Here is a 15,138-nt window from a genome sequence, read left to right on the forward strand (position 1 = left end):
TTAATGATAATATTGTTTTCCTCTGATGTTGCCGTGATCAGGCAGTTCCTGCTCCTTTTCTTCTTTTTCCGGATCGATCATCTGATCCAGATTGTTCTCCAATATCTTCTGCACGGTCTTAAAGCTGTAGATCTTAAAATCCAATGCCCGTTTACAGGCATTGATCAATCGTTCCCTGCCTACTTTCTTTTCGAAGTTCAGGATCCCCAGGCAGCTTTTGTAGGCCTGCTCGGGATGATTGCGACTGTCGATAATTTGGACAATGTATTCTCCCACTGCGGTATCAATACTATTAGCCCAATCGATAAAGCGGGCAGCGCTCCATCCGGCAACGAACTGGTGGGTGCTGGCCAGATGTTCTGTAATGGTCGTGTAGACATAAGGCTTGTAATTGCGTCTGTGCATGGCGATCCTGTTGTATTTATAGTAGATCTCCACGGTGGAAGAGGTGTATAGGATCTTGATCTTCTTCTTGATATACTGGTACGGGACACTGTAGTAGTTCTTATCCTGGCTCAACTGTACGTGCCCGTTCTGCATCACTGTTGCAAAGGATTGGTACCTGATCTCAAAACGACGCTCAGGCAGTGGGCGCAGCTGCTGCTTCTCGTCCTCCAGGAACAGCTCGTAGCGGGAGTAAGGACGTCCTGTGAGCTTGCGTTTGTTATGGGAGTCCAACAGGTCCCGGATCTCAAGATTTAGTTCATCCAGGCCGCAGGCTCCCTGTTGAAGGTTGGCGTAGATCCTTCTGTACAGGATCTTGACCGCTCCCTCTACCAAGGATTTATCCCTCGGTTTGTAAGCCCTGGCAGGCAAGATAGTCGTCTCATAATGTTCGGCCAGATCGGCCAGGGTCTCATTGATGGTGGGTTCAAAACGGCTGCTTTTGATCACTGCGGATTTTAAGTTATCAGGAACGATCGCTGCCGGTGTGCCTTCAAAAAAGCGGATGGCATTTTCTACAGATCGTACAAAATCTTCCTTCTGCTGGCTCATAGAGGCTTCAGCATACGTGTACTGGCTTGCTCCCAGGATAGCTACAAAAAACTGAGCTTCTTTAAGCTCCCCGCTTTCCTTATCAATAATGGAGAGTGTCTTTCCTGCATAATCGACATACATCTTATCACCGGATTTGTGATTCATATGCATCACAGGGTTCACACGTTTGCCCCAGACCTTGTAATGATGCCGGAACTGTGAACTCTGAAAACCATCAGGATGCAGTACAAGATACTGCTCCCACATATGATGGATAGTGATCCCCACCTTTTTGAGCTCACGTTCCATCTTGGGAAAAAAATCGTACAGGGACTGTAGTTTGGGGCTGATGGTGTGAACCGTGTTATTGGAAAACAAAAGTTCCAACTCGGCGTCTGTCTTGGCATTGATTGCATCAGGGCTCAAGCCCAGGATCTCATATAATGAGATGTATTTCTTAACGGTATTTCTGGAAAGGGATAGATAGCTGCTTATAAATAACTTGCTCTTTCCAGTGCTGTAGAATTTTATGACTTTTCTAATTTTACTCATGTCTGTTATTTTATTTGCCATAATCCGCTTTTTTTAACGAATATATGACGCTAACATCATGAAAAAACCAAGTCGTTTTTATCTCAAATATAACCCAGATAACAGGTGGTCATTTTAGACCGAAAAGTGGTGGTCACTTTGCTCCGAAATCAGTGGTCAATTTACTCCGAAATTAGGTGGTCAATTTGACCGTCTTTTCCAATATTACTTTGGCAGCAGGTTCAAATATGTTTGTTTCTCAAACTGGAAATACAATCACGTTAACCTCTACTGATACAACGTACAGTGCCGGAAACGGGCTGACATTGACAGGAACAACATTTACTTTGCCTGTGACCACTTCAGGAACGGGAAATGTTGTAACCGGACTTGTTCAGACTGCAACGGGAATCACTGTGTATATGGGAACAATGCCGACCACTGCCGATTTAGCGAATTATATCCCATTATCACAAAAAGGTGCTGTAAATGGTGTGGCTACTCTTGATGCAAATGGTTTAATTCCATCAACACAATTACCCAGTTATGTAGATGACGTGATCGAAGCTGCTAATCTTGCATCGTTTCCAAATCCCGGTGAATCAGGGAAAATTTATGTTGCTTTAGATACAAATAAAACCTATCGCTGGAGCGGATCGGCGTACGTTTACATTACGTCCGGTGCTGTTGATTCTGTTAATGGGCAAACAGGTGTTGTGGTGCTAAACAAATCTCATATTGGCTTAGGTAATGCAGATAATACGGCAGATGCCGTAAAAAATGTTTTATCTGCAACAAAATGGACTACACCACGAGTAATCAGTATTGCGGGGGATGCAACTTGGGAGGTGACAGTCGATGGTACTGCCAATGGTTCCGCAAATTTAGTTTTGGCGAATACGGGCGTGATACCCGGAGCGTACAACAAAGTTACAGTTGATGCCAAAGGACGTGTTACAGCAGGCAATAATGATATTACCGCCAAAAGCTTTTCAGTAACAGCAAACGAGACTTTAACGCATAATTTCGGCACTTATCAGGTCAAAGTATTTATGCTTGATTCCGTGACGAACTATCCGGCATATACTCGTTGGAAAGCAAACACAGCTAATACAATTAACATTGAGTTTGATGTTCTACCAATTAACCCTATAATAATTACAATTGAGCCTGTATTATGATGACTAATTATTCATACTATGAAACGGAAGCCGGCTACAAAATTGACGGCAAAACAAATGAAGATATCGTCATGGCAGGTGGTGGTACTCGTAATCATTTAACAAAGGAAGATTCTTTTTTTCATTCTGCAAGAAATTTCCCGAACGGAACCTTGATTGAAACCGATGTTGATTATTCTCAGGATTATGGAGACCAATTTCTTTTGGAGATTAAAGGCAATATGTACGACAACTCAATGCCACTGGATGCAAAGATTCAGGGTTATATTTATCTAAATGGTGCAAATCCTCTTTTAAATGTTGCAGCTTATACAACTTGTTATTATTGGAAAATTATTACTGCTTTAAATCTTAACGGAAAGCTTTGTTTTTGGTTTCCGCAATTGTCATATTGGCAAGGATTTGACGTAAAATTAACTCGTGGCTATGGCGGAATAGAACAGGGACAAAATAGGGTTGTCAACGTTTCAGATAGTGCCGATCCGGGTGGAACAAAAAGAGTTTCGATCTATCTTAAAACTTTAGCTACTCAGGAATATGTTAATGAAAATTTTGCAACTATTCAGAATTTAAATTCAAAAGCTAATGGTCAGGAAAATGCAAGAGCTATTGGATTTAGTTCAGGAACTTATCCTACAGATGATGGTATAGAATTTCCATATTTTTATTTTGATAATGGTACGAAAACAGGTTACATTCCAATAGCTACACACGGTTATGTTAATTCTAAATTAGCAGTAGAATTAGAGAATTATGTTCCTAAGTATGTAGCATCCACAATTCATGCACATAAAACTTTCATTGGAGGCACTGGAAATGATTATATAGGTTCTGCAATAATGATTAATGGTAACGGACAAACAAATACTATTTATCCTACATTAGCATTTCATCAACCGGGATTATACGCTGCCACTTTAAGTCATAGAGGTGATGGTTTTCATTTCATGGATATGTCGGGAACAAATTATCATAATATAACTTCTTTAGGATTTATTAAAACAGGTTCATCTGATTCAAAAGTACTTTTAGGTGGTGGTGGTGATAAATCTATTTCAGATTTTATTACTGTTGATAGTTGGAATAATATTACAGGAAAAAAATGGTTTAAAACTGATAATGGAAATGACTGGGATAATAATACTTTACGAATTCATGGTATAAATGGTCATGACGCAGGTTTATCATTTTATAGAGACGGCGTTGATATAGGACAACTTATATTTGATGGCTATTATTTTAAAACTACAGATTCAACTGGTACCGGATATAAAGGAATAAAATCGAGTCAATTTATAAAAAATGGTTCAGATGGTAATCATGTATTATTAGGTGATGGAAATGATAAAGCCATTTCAGATTTTGCTGGTGCTGTAGATAATGCTACAGCTATTGGTTTTATAGCAGGTTTAGCAGAGGCGCCTTATATCTATCATTTAACAGCAGGTAATGTAAGGTTAGCGAGATATGACTGGGTATTATCACAAAATTATTTGAATATAACTCAAGGCGACGGAAGATATATCCAAAGAGAAGATTCTTCAATTGTAGGTGCTGGATTTATAGGTAATAGTGAAATTAAACCTTATTTTAAACATTCGACAGCAGGTTCAATTGAACTTGCACCTAAAGAATATGTTCAAAATATTATCTTAAGCAGAGTACTTTCAGAAAATAATGCATTTGCTTTAGGTTTTGTTGGAGGTACAGCTAACACACCCTATGTCAAACATGCTAATGGTGCAGAAATTAGATTATCGACTGAAGAATGGTCATCAATCAATTTTGTAACTCTCTTTAGTGATCAAAATATTACAGGTGTTAAAACGCATCTTGTATCTCCCAAAGTTCCTTCAGCGATAGAATCTGATGATGCTGTGCCTCTTGGTCAAACTGAGGAAATTATACAGACACGTATTAATGACACGTTTGCTGAAGTTATTTATCAAAATATCGCAAATGATTTAACATTTAATTTCAGCGCTTACCGAAATGTTAGAGTAGTAACAATTATTTGTAAAGGAAATAACTTTCAAAATATAAGAGTTGAAAACATGCCAAAAGGTGTGACTTTAAAAATAATGAATTCATCCCAGTACTTAAATCCTACCATTTACTTCGATGGCGGTACAATCGTTACAAGTATTGGAAATACTACGTGGGCGGAGTTCTACAGGGATCAGGATGGCGATATTTTCAAAAATAATGTTAACGGAACTAATATAATAAACTAATATTCCAATGGAGGAAAGGAATTAAAAACGTCCTCCAAATTAAAAACTTTCTACAGTATTTTAATAGCAACAAAGCCAGCCATGGAGGACGAAAAGTCTTCTTTGGCTGGCTTTGTTGTTTATACTGTAGGAGTGCAAATATACTAAAACAATTTATAATTTTTAATACTATGAAATACAATTATGTACAGGCTCCCTTGCCTTTTCAGGGACAAAAAAGAAGATTTTTAAAACCATTTAAAGAGGCTTTAAATGAGTTTCCGGCAGATGCTATTTATATTGATTTGTTTGGCGGTTCAGGCTTGTTGAGCCATACAGTAAAAGAATATTATCCGGATGCGAAAGTCGTTTATAACGATTTTGATAGCTATTCTAAACGTTTAGATAACGTCGATAAAACAAACGCTTTGCTCTCTGACATTCGTGTTATCTGTGCTAAATCGGAAACAAGAAAGGAACGTTTGCCGGATGATTTGCATTCAGAGATAGTAGATAGAATATCGAAAGAAGAAGGTTTTATTGATTGGGTCACTATCTCATCAAGTTTGCTTTTTTCAATGAATTATGTGACCAATTTTGAGCAGCTGAAGAAAGAAAAGTTTTATAACAAAGTGAGGCTTTCAAACTATCGTGTTGATGGCTATCTGGAAGGTGTAGATCGTGTGAAGAAAGATTACAGAGATTTGTTTGCTGAATACCGGAATCATCCTAATGTAGTGTTTCTTGTTGATCCGCCTTACTTATCTACTGATTGCACTACATATAGCCGTCCTGATTACTGGAAATTAGCTGACTATTTGAATGTTCTCAAGACGATTGAAGATACTTCTTATTTCTATTTTACGAGCAACAAAAGTCAGATTATAGAGCTTTGTGATTGGATGCAAACCCGTGGTTATTGTAGAAGTCCTTTCGATGGTGGTACAACCGTTACGGTGAATACTTCATTAACATACAATGCGAGTTATGAGGATATTATGATCCACCGTTATTTGTATTGATCAGATACAGAACCGAGTTCGTGGTATAATTGAGCTTTAGAGCAAATTAGATGCGTAAAATAGGATTTTACACCTGTTTTTGGATCAGTAAAAATTTCACTTTTCCATGTGATTTTAAAGTCCCATGAATCCCACTTGCGCATCTTCTTATAGAAAGGACTAAAATTACATAGCACCTCAAAGTGTTGCTTTGCTTTATCACCGTGAAATTGGACGATAACAGATTTATCATCAGGCTTTATTTCTTCCTTTATAGTTCCTCTTAATATCATAACACTAAATTAAAAAATGCGCTCGAAACGAGTGCATTTTTTTTGTGTTTTAACGTTGTTTAAATAGTCTTTAAAAGATGGTTAAATTGTGGCGATTTTTTCAACGTGATGTTGGCGTTCATAGCATGATTTTTTTATACTTTTGGTTTTGCCGATTATGTATTTCAGTTTTTATAGTAGAGTAATAGGAGTTTTTTTCTGTAAAAATTTTCATTTCCTCAAATAACATTTTTACACTGTCATTTTTTATGGACTGGTCTTTCAGACTGAAATATTTTTCTCGATATCTGTTCATTTCATCTTCATATTCTTTACTTGTAGAAATGCTGTCTCTGATTTTTAGCGTAAGGAAATATGTTAAAGAAGTATCATTGATGTCAATTATAAATTTTTGTCCTGAAACTGATGTGTTTGCTTCTATATGAATTTGAGCAGTTAAGTTTAAAGAGATGATAAATGCAATTATTATAAATATATTTTTCATAATTTAAGTTAGACATTTAAAAGAGACCGCAAACAAATACAATCTCTTTATATAAGTTAATGTATCGGTAGCTTGTCCTTTATAAGAAAGAGACGCAACTAAGCATAAAAAACAAGCTAATCTTCAACAATGTTCTCATCACTTCGTGGTATAAACGTAGATATCCTTTACTGTTTTACTGCCATAAAAGTTTTTTTCATCATTTGTAAAATAAAATTGATTTTTATTACTATAATATTCACTCTCACTTTCAGGAATTGGAAGTTGCCAATAAATTACCATATTTACTGTACCTATATCTGTTGAGTTATCAACTTTACAAAAGTTAAAATGTGAATAATATATACTTGTTGACCAAACTGATTTAGGTTGCAGCTGAATCATATCATTCAATAATTTTGTTAAGGGATGACCTATGTATTGAATTTTATTAGTTTCAAATGATTTTAAATATGCTAATATATCCGACACCTGTCCTTTATAATAAAAGGATACAACTAAGCAGAAAAATAAGCAAGCTTTCGATAATGCTTTCATCACTTCGTGGTATAAACGTAGATATCCTTCACTATTTTATTACCATAGAAGTTTCTTTCATCGTTTGTAAAGTAAAAATGATTTTTATTCTCATAATACTCTGTTTCTGTTGCAGGAATAGGTGTTTGCCAAAAAATGACCATATTCACAGTGCCTACATCAAATGAATCTTCCATATTATTAAATTTAAACATACTATTATAAGTTTTTATTAAAGTTTCATCTGACCAAATAGATTTTGGTTGTAGTTGAGTCATATTATTTAAAAGCTTTGAGAGGGGTTGATTTATATATTCTGCTTTATTTGTTTCAAAACTTTTAACATACACTAACGTATCAGAAACTTGTCCTTTAAATGAAAAAGATAGAACTACGCAGAAAAATAAGCAAGCTTTCAACAATGTTCTCATCACTTCGTGGTATAAACGTAGATATCCTTCACTATTTTATTACCGTAGAAGCTTCTTTCATCGTTTGTAAAGTAAAAATGATTTTTATTCTCATAATACTCTGTTTCTGTTGCAGGAATTGGTGTTTGCCAAAATATAACCATATTTACCATACCTACATAAGGAATATCATCCATTTTATTGAAAATGAATGTTGAACGGTATGTATTCGTTAATGTCTCATCTAACCAAATAGATTTTGGTTGTAGTTGAGTCATATTATTTAAAAGTTTTGAGAGAGGTTGATTTATATATTCTGCTTTATTTGTTTCAAAACTTTTAACATACACTAACGTATCAGAAACTTGTCCTTTAAATGAAAAAGATAGAACTACGCAGAAAAATAAGCAAGCTTTCAACAATGTTCTCATCACTTCGTGGTATAAACGTAAATATCCTTCACTATTTTATTACCATAGAAGCTTCTTTCATCATTTGTAAAATAAAAATGATTTTTATTTTCATAATACTCTGTTTCTGTTTCGGGAATTGGTGCTTGCCAAAATATAACCATATTGACATTTCCTTTGTCAAACCATTTATCTTCTATTGAAAACTTAGCAACAGAATAGTAACGTGTATTCGTAAATAATCCTATAGGTTGTAAATTATTCATATTATTTAATAATTTAGAAAAAGATTGATTAATATAATTGATTTTATTAGCTTCAAAAGATTTCACATAAGCTAATGTATCACTCACCTGAGCTTTAAAAATACAAGTAAATAGTAGAAAGCTGAATATTAAAATTTTATTTTTCATAGAATTATTCACTTTAAAGATTACAATTATCAGTTTGTTCATAAATATTTTTTTTGGGACTCTGTGGATTAGGAGAATCATTTACAAATAAAGGCTTAAAATCTCCATTAGAATCCATCTTACTTAATCCCAACCCCATATTATATTTTTTCAAAACGAATGCCATTGCTAATTCATATGCCTCGTTTTTGGTTTTGCCTTGTTTTTTAAAAAATGCCAGTACTTCCGATATATCCTCACCAATATCAGAAGTAATTTTAAAATTATCCTGAGCATCAGTATAGTCATCTTTCGATTTATTATCAAAGAAATTTCTGAAAGCTGACCAGTCAGTAATTACAAGACCATATACTGAACCGTCGTAAGCTTTTACAATAAAATATTGGAAATCCGGATTTATCTTATTGGCTGCTCCCAACATAAAAAGATCTGAAGCTGAAAAACTTCTGTATTCACTAAATTTAGGATGAGTATGTAGCGCACCATAAACTCTCATATTGGGATAGGTGACAGCAATTGAAACGTTTCCTACATTCGGGTATCCTATTTTGATCGGTGTTACCGCCTCAGGCTTAGAAACTGAAGTGCCTACCCCAAAAGAAAAAGACTTTTCTGCTGTATTAGTAGCTATATCAGTCGAAATATCGGTCAGTCTCCCTTGAAATTTTGTTTTCTGGAAAAATTCTTTCAGCTTCAGGTTTTCACGATTAAGTTTTTCGCAGGTATTCAATATTTCTTCTTCGCCATCTCCAGAGCCTCCTCCTGTCCCCCATGCTCCAGTATCATAACCACCACCGCTCGGTTGCCCATCGGTATATTCTGTGATGGTACTTACCGCACAAGAACTCGTTACAGAAATTACCTGCGGTACTCCCGCCCTTTCATCACCGGTAAGATTACAAGACTGCCCATAAGAATGTAAGCCTGCAGAACAAAGCCCGGTCTCCCACACTATAGTATAACAGCCAGATATTTGAGAAACCACTCTTGCAGAGATATTCAGGTTTTCTATAGGAAATACCTCAATTTTATTGGTGAAATCTACCGCATGTCCCAAAGAAGAGATTTTCTTTTCTTGTTCTGTAAAATTATATTTCAGCATAATTCCTGAAAAACTTTCGTCTTCGTTCTTTTTCAGGACAAGGTTTTCGACAATAGGGGAAGCGGAATCTCTAGTTATTTTAAAAGTATAGGTTTTGCTGCCATTATTTTCAATAACCAGTACAGAATCGGTATCTATTGTACCGCCTTGTAAAAGAGAATCCTGATTGTTCTTGGATATTGCCTTTATTCCGATATTGTGTATCATAACGTTCTGCTGTATGTTGTGCACCTTTTCCCAAAGACCGGGAATACCTTTTACCTCTTTTGCATTAAGCACATAGAATTTCCTGTTTTGGAACTGGTTTTCGGAATCTGTCTGCTGGTAATAATAGTCATCGGTGCGGCAAGAATGTACCACGAGCACAAGGGTTAAAATCAGGCATAGCCTGAGCAATAGATTTTTTTTCATACGGTTTGGTTTTGGTGTGTTAAATATATACTTTTTTCTTAACTCTACAAATATGTAAAAAACAATCAAAACAGCAATGCCCTATTTTTGATGCACGATTATTTTTGAAAAAAATTTATATTTGTTGTACCCAAAAAAGCATATCCATGAATACAAGTATCGGCAAAAGAATAAGATCATACAGAGAAGAAAGAGGTTTTTCTCAGGAAGAACTGGCAGAAAAGCTACACATCTCTCGCTCTACTTATCAACGCATCGAAAATGGCGAAACCAATTCATGGATTAATCATATTGAAAACATCTGTACTTCCCTTAATGTAGAACTGGATGATATTCTAAAACCTGAAGAAGGTTACACTCAAATAAATAAGGAAAATACATCGAATGAAAATTCAAGCAATAATATGATTCAAAATCAAACTAATAATTACAATGGTTCAGATAAGCTTACAGAGAGCCTTTTGGATCAAATTGCTTTCCTTAAAGAAGAAAACCAATGGCTGAAAAAAGAAATAGACCAGCTAAAGAATATATAAACAAAATGCCCAACGAATTCGTTGGGCGTTATTGTTTTATTTAAACTAAAAGCTATTTCACTTCAACAAAATTATCTTCAGGATTTACATCTGCTAATCTTTGACTAGGATCTATTCCTAAAACGCTCAGTTGAGATTTGTTATAAGGTATGGTAAACGTATATTCTTTCTGCGTCCACGGCCAGTATTTTAGAGTAGTAAATTCACCGAACGCATCTTTGGTTTTCCAGGTATGCGACATATTTAACGGAATCTGATAATTAACCATTTTATTGTCGGCAGTAATTACGCTAAAGTCAATCGGCATAGGAATCTGACTGTTATTAACTAAAGTTATCGTTGTAGAAGTATTGCCGTATTGTACGTCTTTAATTCCGTAATCAATAGTTTTTGTCGTATTGATCCAGTAATGATGAAACCATTTCAGATCCATCCCGGAAACTTTCTGTGCAATGTGAAGAAAATCTCTGTCAGTAGGGTGTTTCATGCTCCATTCTCTGAAATATTCAGTCATGATTTTGGATAAATTTTCTTCTCCAACAATATATCCTAACTGCACCAAATACAATTCACCTTTCACATAACTTGCATAAGAATATGCCGTTCCGTTATCGTGATGATCACCCAACCAAACTGCAGGCTCTTCAATTTGTTTTTTTAGAAACTTTCTGTAGGCATCAATCTTTTCAACGAAAGCATTCGGTCTGTTTTCTTTTGGAGGAAATAACTGATGCATCACGTAGCTTTCTGCATAACTTGTAAATCCTTCATCCATCCACGGTCTTACAGGCTCGTTGGTTGCCAACATTTGCTGATACCAAGAGTGAGAACCTTCGTGAGCCATCAATCCTATCAAATCTTCAATGTTTTTTGCTTCACCCAAAATCATGGTACACATTCCGTATTCCATTCCGCCGTCACCACCTTGAATAAAGGCGTAAGAAGGATAAGCATATTTCCCGAATTTAGAATTCATGATCTGGAAATACTTTGTGACATAAGGTTTTGCTTCACCCCAAGCTTTGGTTTTATCGTTCTTCAGATATACAAAATACACTTTCGGACCTTGAGGCACATCAAAACTTTCTACCGAATAATCTTTATCTGCAGCCCAGGCAAAATCGAGCATATTTTTGGCAGTCCATTTCCAGGTTGCTTTATTTTGATCAGCTTTAATCTGTGCTGAAGCATCATACCCTTTTACTTCTTTTGGATTTAAAAGCGTACCTCCGGCTCCAACAACATAATCTTTATTAATTTTGATCGTTACATCAAAATCTGCAAACGGCGCGTGAAATTCTCTTCCCACATAATCGAAAGTTGCCCAACCGTCATAATCGTATTCCGCGATTTTCGGATACCATTGCGTCATCGTCATATCAACCCCTTCTTTATTATTTCTTCCGGCTCTTCTGATTTGCTGAGGAATCACCGCATCCCATTCCATTGTGAAAGTTGTTTTTGAATGTGGTTTAATCGGTTTATCCAGATACACTTTCATTACGGTTTCCTGAATTTCATATTTCAGTTCTTTTCCGTTTTGTTTAATCCAGTGAATATTTTGTGCGCCTTCTTCATTTTTAGGAATCGAAGCCAATCTTGAAATTCCATCTTTCTGTAACCTAGAATCTCCATTTTTCCCTTGTGAAGCCACTCTTTGATCCATCATTGAATTAGGCTTAAAGGCATTCCAATACAAATGGAAATACACGACATTGAGTTCGTCGGGAGAATTGTTGCGGTATTTTAAAGTTTGAGTTCCCTGATAAGTAAATTGTTCTGCATTGACGTCGATATCCATTTTATATTGTGCAGCTTGCTGGTAATAGGCATTTTGCTGTGCCTGAAACTGCGAAATAACAAATGCAAAAAGGATGATAAACGATTTTCTCATTGATAAATTTTATTTTTCTAAAGGTAGGTAATTTTTGAAAAAACCTCAAATACGGAGCGTTGATGAGGTTTTTCGTTGAAGTTTAGATGAGTTTTATTTTTGATTGTTAAATTACATTAAACACAAATATCACAAATGAAGACACAAATAGACACTAATTGCATCATTCGTGAAAAATATCAGTGTTATTCGTGTTTAGATAAAATCAATTTTTTAATCAAAGTAATCTGACCTAAATGATAATAAGCGTGCTCGATCATTCCGTCGATGTTTCTTAAATAGGTTTCATATTTTTCGTCAACAAAAACCTTATCTAATTTAGAATCCGGCATTTGCTCTAATAAAGTGGCGAATTTTTCAGAATCCTGCCAAAGTTTATTTAAAAGATTTTCCCATTCCTGTTGAGATCTAATCGGAAGAAGGTCAAAGCTGAACTTATCCTTGATTTCCAAATCACCTCCTTCAAAAACATTTACCAATCCTGCAATGTAATAATCAATATGAAAAGTGAGCATTACAATTGTATTTAAAGAATCAATTTTTGTAGTTGCCTGTTCCCATGTAACATCTAAAAGCTGTTCCTTAAAATTAGTATTGGCAATCCATTTTCCATCCAGTAAAACTTCTCGAAATCTTTTGGCTAATTGTGAAGTTGTGCTCATTGTTTTAAATTTTGTGATTTCTAAAGATAATATTTTTTAAATCTCTCACAGATTGCACAGATTTTCACAGATGACAGCGTATATTTTTTTCAAGCAGCCTTGTCAAGGTTTCGAACCTTGACAAGGCTAATAATTACAAATGCCGCAAATAATAAACACAATTTTTAGCACAAATAAATTAGTGTCATTTGTGAAAAATATTTTTGCTATTCGTGGTTAAATAAAAAAAAACCTCAAATGCAAAACATTCGAGGTTCATACTTAATTTAAAAATAAATTATTTTTTAGCAGAAATTTCTTTCTTTCCGCTTTGTAAAATCTTTTCAAGGATTCTTAAAGTAATCAGATATGTTGGTTTCACTCCTGTAAGACCTAAACCTCCCGAAGAAAGTGTAGCTCCTGTTTCTAAAGGATTATCTGAAGCATAATAAGCGTAACTCACAAAAAGATCTGGTGCAATGTGATGTCTGATCTTTGATGCTACCTGAATTGCTTTCTGGTAATGAGCACCTTCCATTTCAAGACCAATTGCTTTCCAAGAAGTATTCATAAAATACTGAAGAATATCTCTGTTTTGAAGGGATGTTCCCAAAACGGTAATCATCGGTCCTTCAAAAGCTTTTAATTCATCATCTTTAAAATCTTCCAATTTCAAAGCATTTTCAAAAGGATAATTATCTGCCGTTCCTTCAAAAATATGAGAAGTAGGAATCATGATATCTCCTTTTCCACCTTCAAGAATTCCGGCTTTCCCCATGATAGAAACTGATTTCACTTTCATCATATAGACTTCGCCCTTTTGCTCGAAAGGTCTCAGCAATTCATCCATTACCTCAAAAGCCTGTTCACCAAATGCATAATCGAAAACCATAATTACATCGTCTCCGTCATATTTCAAATGTCCGAAAGGGGTATTTTTAAGATTGGTTTTGCTTAAATCGATAATCTGAACATCGATATTACTTCCGCTCTTATCGTTGATGTAAATTAAACCTTCTTCCAAAGCGTATTTTGAAACCTTATCGCGAAGATCTTTTTTGTCTGAAATATCTCCGTAAAGTTTGTAATCTACTTCTTTGGTATCTTTTTTCTTTAAAGCATCATTTCCGTACAGCATATTTTTAACGGAATGCATGTTTGCCGAAATAATATGTAACGGACGCATATGAAGATCGTTTTCAAATAAAACTTCTTTCACTTTATTAGCCCATTTTTCTCCAAAATAATGGTGTCCTACTCTTTCTTTAAGAATTGCACTGAAGTAGATCTCTCTTTCTCTGCTTTGTTTAGCATCTTCAAGGCTTACTTTTCCTAAATGGTAAATGATTTTGAATAATCTGTCCGGGTTTTCATCATCGCCAAAAGTATTGTAAGCGTTTAAAGTTTCATCAAAAGTTCTTCCTATTAAAGAAGAAAGATGAATCAAAGCCACTTCTTTTTCTCTTCTGCTGAATTTTTTCTCCCCTTTTACCACTTCTTCGATGATTTTGAAAGCTCTTGTCGGCTTCCAGTTTTCATCCTGAATAAATGCGAGGTTACGAATTTTATCTGCTTCTATAAATAAGAACGTTAAATGCGTAAGAATATCATAGATTTCTGAACGGCCCAAAAGAACTTCAATATTCATTTGGTGTTCATCGATTCGGTAACAGTTTCTTCTTCTCTTTTTAGGAACGATCGGCTCGAAACTTCCTTTATCAAAACCTTCGTCTGATGTAAGATGAATGAAAGCGCATTCTTCAATACCATCTGGAAGTCTGTCTAAAACATACATCAAACCATCCAATTCCAATTTGCTTGGAATGCTCATGGTACCGTAAATTTCCGGATTGATCGTCTTCAACAAACTTCTAATGCTTTCTCCAGAAACTCCGCTCGGCTTAAAAAAACCTCTATAAAACAGGTGTCTCATAGATATGTATAGTCTTTCAATTGCCTCGGTAGTTTCTCTTGCTCTAGAATTTGTCATATATTAAAATTTTTATAAAAAGTCTGCTAAGTTACGAAAAATAATTTTATCAATTTAATTTATTCAAAATCAGACTATTGAATTTTAACCTAATTTTTTAAAACGTTATAAAATTAATATTTGCAATACTATTT

15 protein-coding genes are annotated in these 15,138 nt (G+C 35.1%); 4 read left to right on the forward strand and 11 right to left on the reverse strand.

The genetic code is table 11. The features are described from left to right. The gene (istA, locus tag FDY99_RS09410; protein ID WP_139420994.1) at positions 1 to 1,551 is read right to left on the reverse strand and encodes an IS21 family transposase; all 1,551 of its coding nucleotides are present in this window, start codon (positions 1,549 to 1,551) and stop codon (positions 1 to 3) included. Positions 1,552 to 1,757: 206 nt separating this feature from the next. Here istA and FDY99_RS09415 point away from each other — a divergent pair, with 206 nt between their 5' ends. The 3 genes from FDY99_RS09415 (at position 1,758) to FDY99_RS09425 (ending at position 5,925) form a co-directional block, all read left to right on the forward strand. Further along, the gene (locus FDY99_RS09415; protein WP_139420996.1) at positions 1,758 to 2,690 is read left to right on the forward strand and encodes a hypothetical protein; all 933 of its coding nucleotides are present in this window, start codon (positions 1,758 to 1,760) and stop codon (positions 2,688 to 2,690) included. After that, positions 2,687 to 4,924, forward strand: coding sequence for a hypothetical protein (locus FDY99_RS09420; RefSeq protein WP_139420998.1), 2,238 nt, complete (start codon positions 2,687 to 2,689; stop codon positions 4,922 to 4,924). The genes FDY99_RS09415 and FDY99_RS09420 overlap by 4 nt, the downstream gene beginning before the upstream one ends. A gap of 170 nt (positions 4,925 to 5,094) precedes the next feature. Beyond that, positions 5,095 to 5,925 (forward strand): glycoside hydrolase family protein, encoded by an 831-nt coding sequence (locus FDY99_RS09425; protein WP_139420999.1) that lies wholly within the window; start codon positions 5,095 to 5,097, stop codon positions 5,923 to 5,925. Here FDY99_RS09425 and FDY99_RS09430 read toward each other — a convergent pair. The 7 genes from FDY99_RS09430 to FDY99_RS09460 all read right to left on the reverse strand — a co-directional run bounded on the left by FDY99_RS09430 (position 5,913) and on the right by FDY99_RS09460 (position 9,943). Continuing rightward, the gene (locus FDY99_RS09430) at positions 5,913 to 6,197 is read right to left on the reverse strand and encodes a hypothetical protein (RefSeq protein ID WP_139421001.1); all 285 of its coding nucleotides are present in this window, start codon (positions 6,195 to 6,197) and stop codon (positions 5,913 to 5,915) included. The genes FDY99_RS09425 and FDY99_RS09430 overlap by 13 nt on opposite strands. Positions 6,198 to 6,315: 118 nt before the next feature. Beyond that, on the reverse strand, positions 6,316 to 6,681 hold the full coding sequence (locus tag FDY99_RS09435) for a hypothetical protein (protein WP_139421003.1): 366 nt from the start codon (positions 6,679 to 6,681) through the stop codon (positions 6,316 to 6,318). A 138-nt stretch (positions 6,682 to 6,819) separates the two neighbouring features. Then, positions 6,820 to 7,218, reverse strand: coding sequence for a hypothetical protein (locus tag FDY99_RS09440; RefSeq protein ID WP_139421005.1), 399 nt, complete (start codon positions 7,216 to 7,218; stop codon positions 6,820 to 6,822). Further along, positions 7,218 to 7,475: a hypothetical protein gene (locus FDY99_RS09445; protein ID WP_139421007.1), complete on the reverse strand. Its 258-nt coding sequence runs from the start codon at positions 7,473 to 7,475 to the stop codon at positions 7,218 to 7,220. Before FDY99_RS09445 ends, FDY99_RS09440 begins: the two co-directional genes overlap by 1 nt. Positions 7,476 to 7,627: 152 nt before the next feature. Further along, positions 7,628 to 7,885, reverse strand: coding sequence for a hypothetical protein (locus FDY99_RS09450; protein ID WP_139421009.1), 258 nt, complete (start codon positions 7,883 to 7,885; stop codon positions 7,628 to 7,630). A gap of 152 nt (positions 7,886 to 8,037) precedes the next feature. Next, a complete protein-coding gene (locus tag FDY99_RS09455; protein WP_139421011.1) occupies positions 8,038 to 8,472 on the reverse strand; it encodes a hypothetical protein in 435 nt (144 codons plus the stop codon). Beyond that, positions 8,444 to 9,943 carry a hypothetical protein gene (locus FDY99_RS09460; protein ID WP_139421013.1) on the reverse strand — a complete coding sequence of 500 codons (1,500 nt, stop codon included), beginning with the start codon at positions 9,941 to 9,943 and terminating at the stop codon, positions 8,444 to 8,446. The genes FDY99_RS09455 and FDY99_RS09460 overlap by 29 nt, the downstream gene beginning before the upstream one ends. A 146-nt stretch (positions 9,944 to 10,089) precedes the next feature. Between FDY99_RS09460 and FDY99_RS09465 the strand changes: the two genes are divergently transcribed. Continuing rightward, complete coding sequence (locus FDY99_RS09465) at positions 10,090 to 10,479, forward strand: helix-turn-helix domain-containing protein (protein WP_139421015.1); 390 nt, start codon at positions 10,090 to 10,092, stop codon at positions 10,477 to 10,479. A gap of 52 nt (positions 10,480 to 10,531) precedes the next feature. On the opposite strand, the gene FDY99_RS09470 is transcribed toward FDY99_RS09465, so the two are convergent. The 3 genes from FDY99_RS09470 to FDY99_RS09480 all read right to left on the reverse strand — a co-directional run bounded on the left by FDY99_RS09470 (position 10,532) and on the right by FDY99_RS09480 (position 15,004). Then, positions 10,532 to 12,373, reverse strand: coding sequence for a M1 family metallopeptidase (locus FDY99_RS09470; RefSeq protein ID WP_139421017.1), 1,842 nt, complete (start codon positions 12,371 to 12,373; stop codon positions 10,532 to 10,534). Positions 12,374 to 12,558: 185 nt separating this feature from the next. After that, on the reverse strand, positions 12,559 to 13,035 hold the full coding sequence (locus FDY99_RS09475; RefSeq protein WP_139421019.1) for a DinB family protein: 477 nt from the start codon (positions 13,033 to 13,035) through the stop codon (positions 12,559 to 12,561). 277 nt (positions 13,036 to 13,312) lie between these two features. Then, entirely contained in the window at positions 13,313 to 15,004 is a 1,692-nt protein-coding gene (locus FDY99_RS09480) for a DUF6909 family protein (RefSeq protein ID WP_139421021.1), read from the reverse strand. Positions 15,005 to 15,138 lie beyond the last annotated feature (134 nt).

It is taken from the genome of Chryseobacterium mulctrae, from assembly GCF_006175945.1.
Taxonomy (GTDB): domain Bacteria; phylum Bacteroidota; class Bacteroidia; order Flavobacteriales; family Weeksellaceae; genus Chryseobacterium; species Chryseobacterium mulctrae.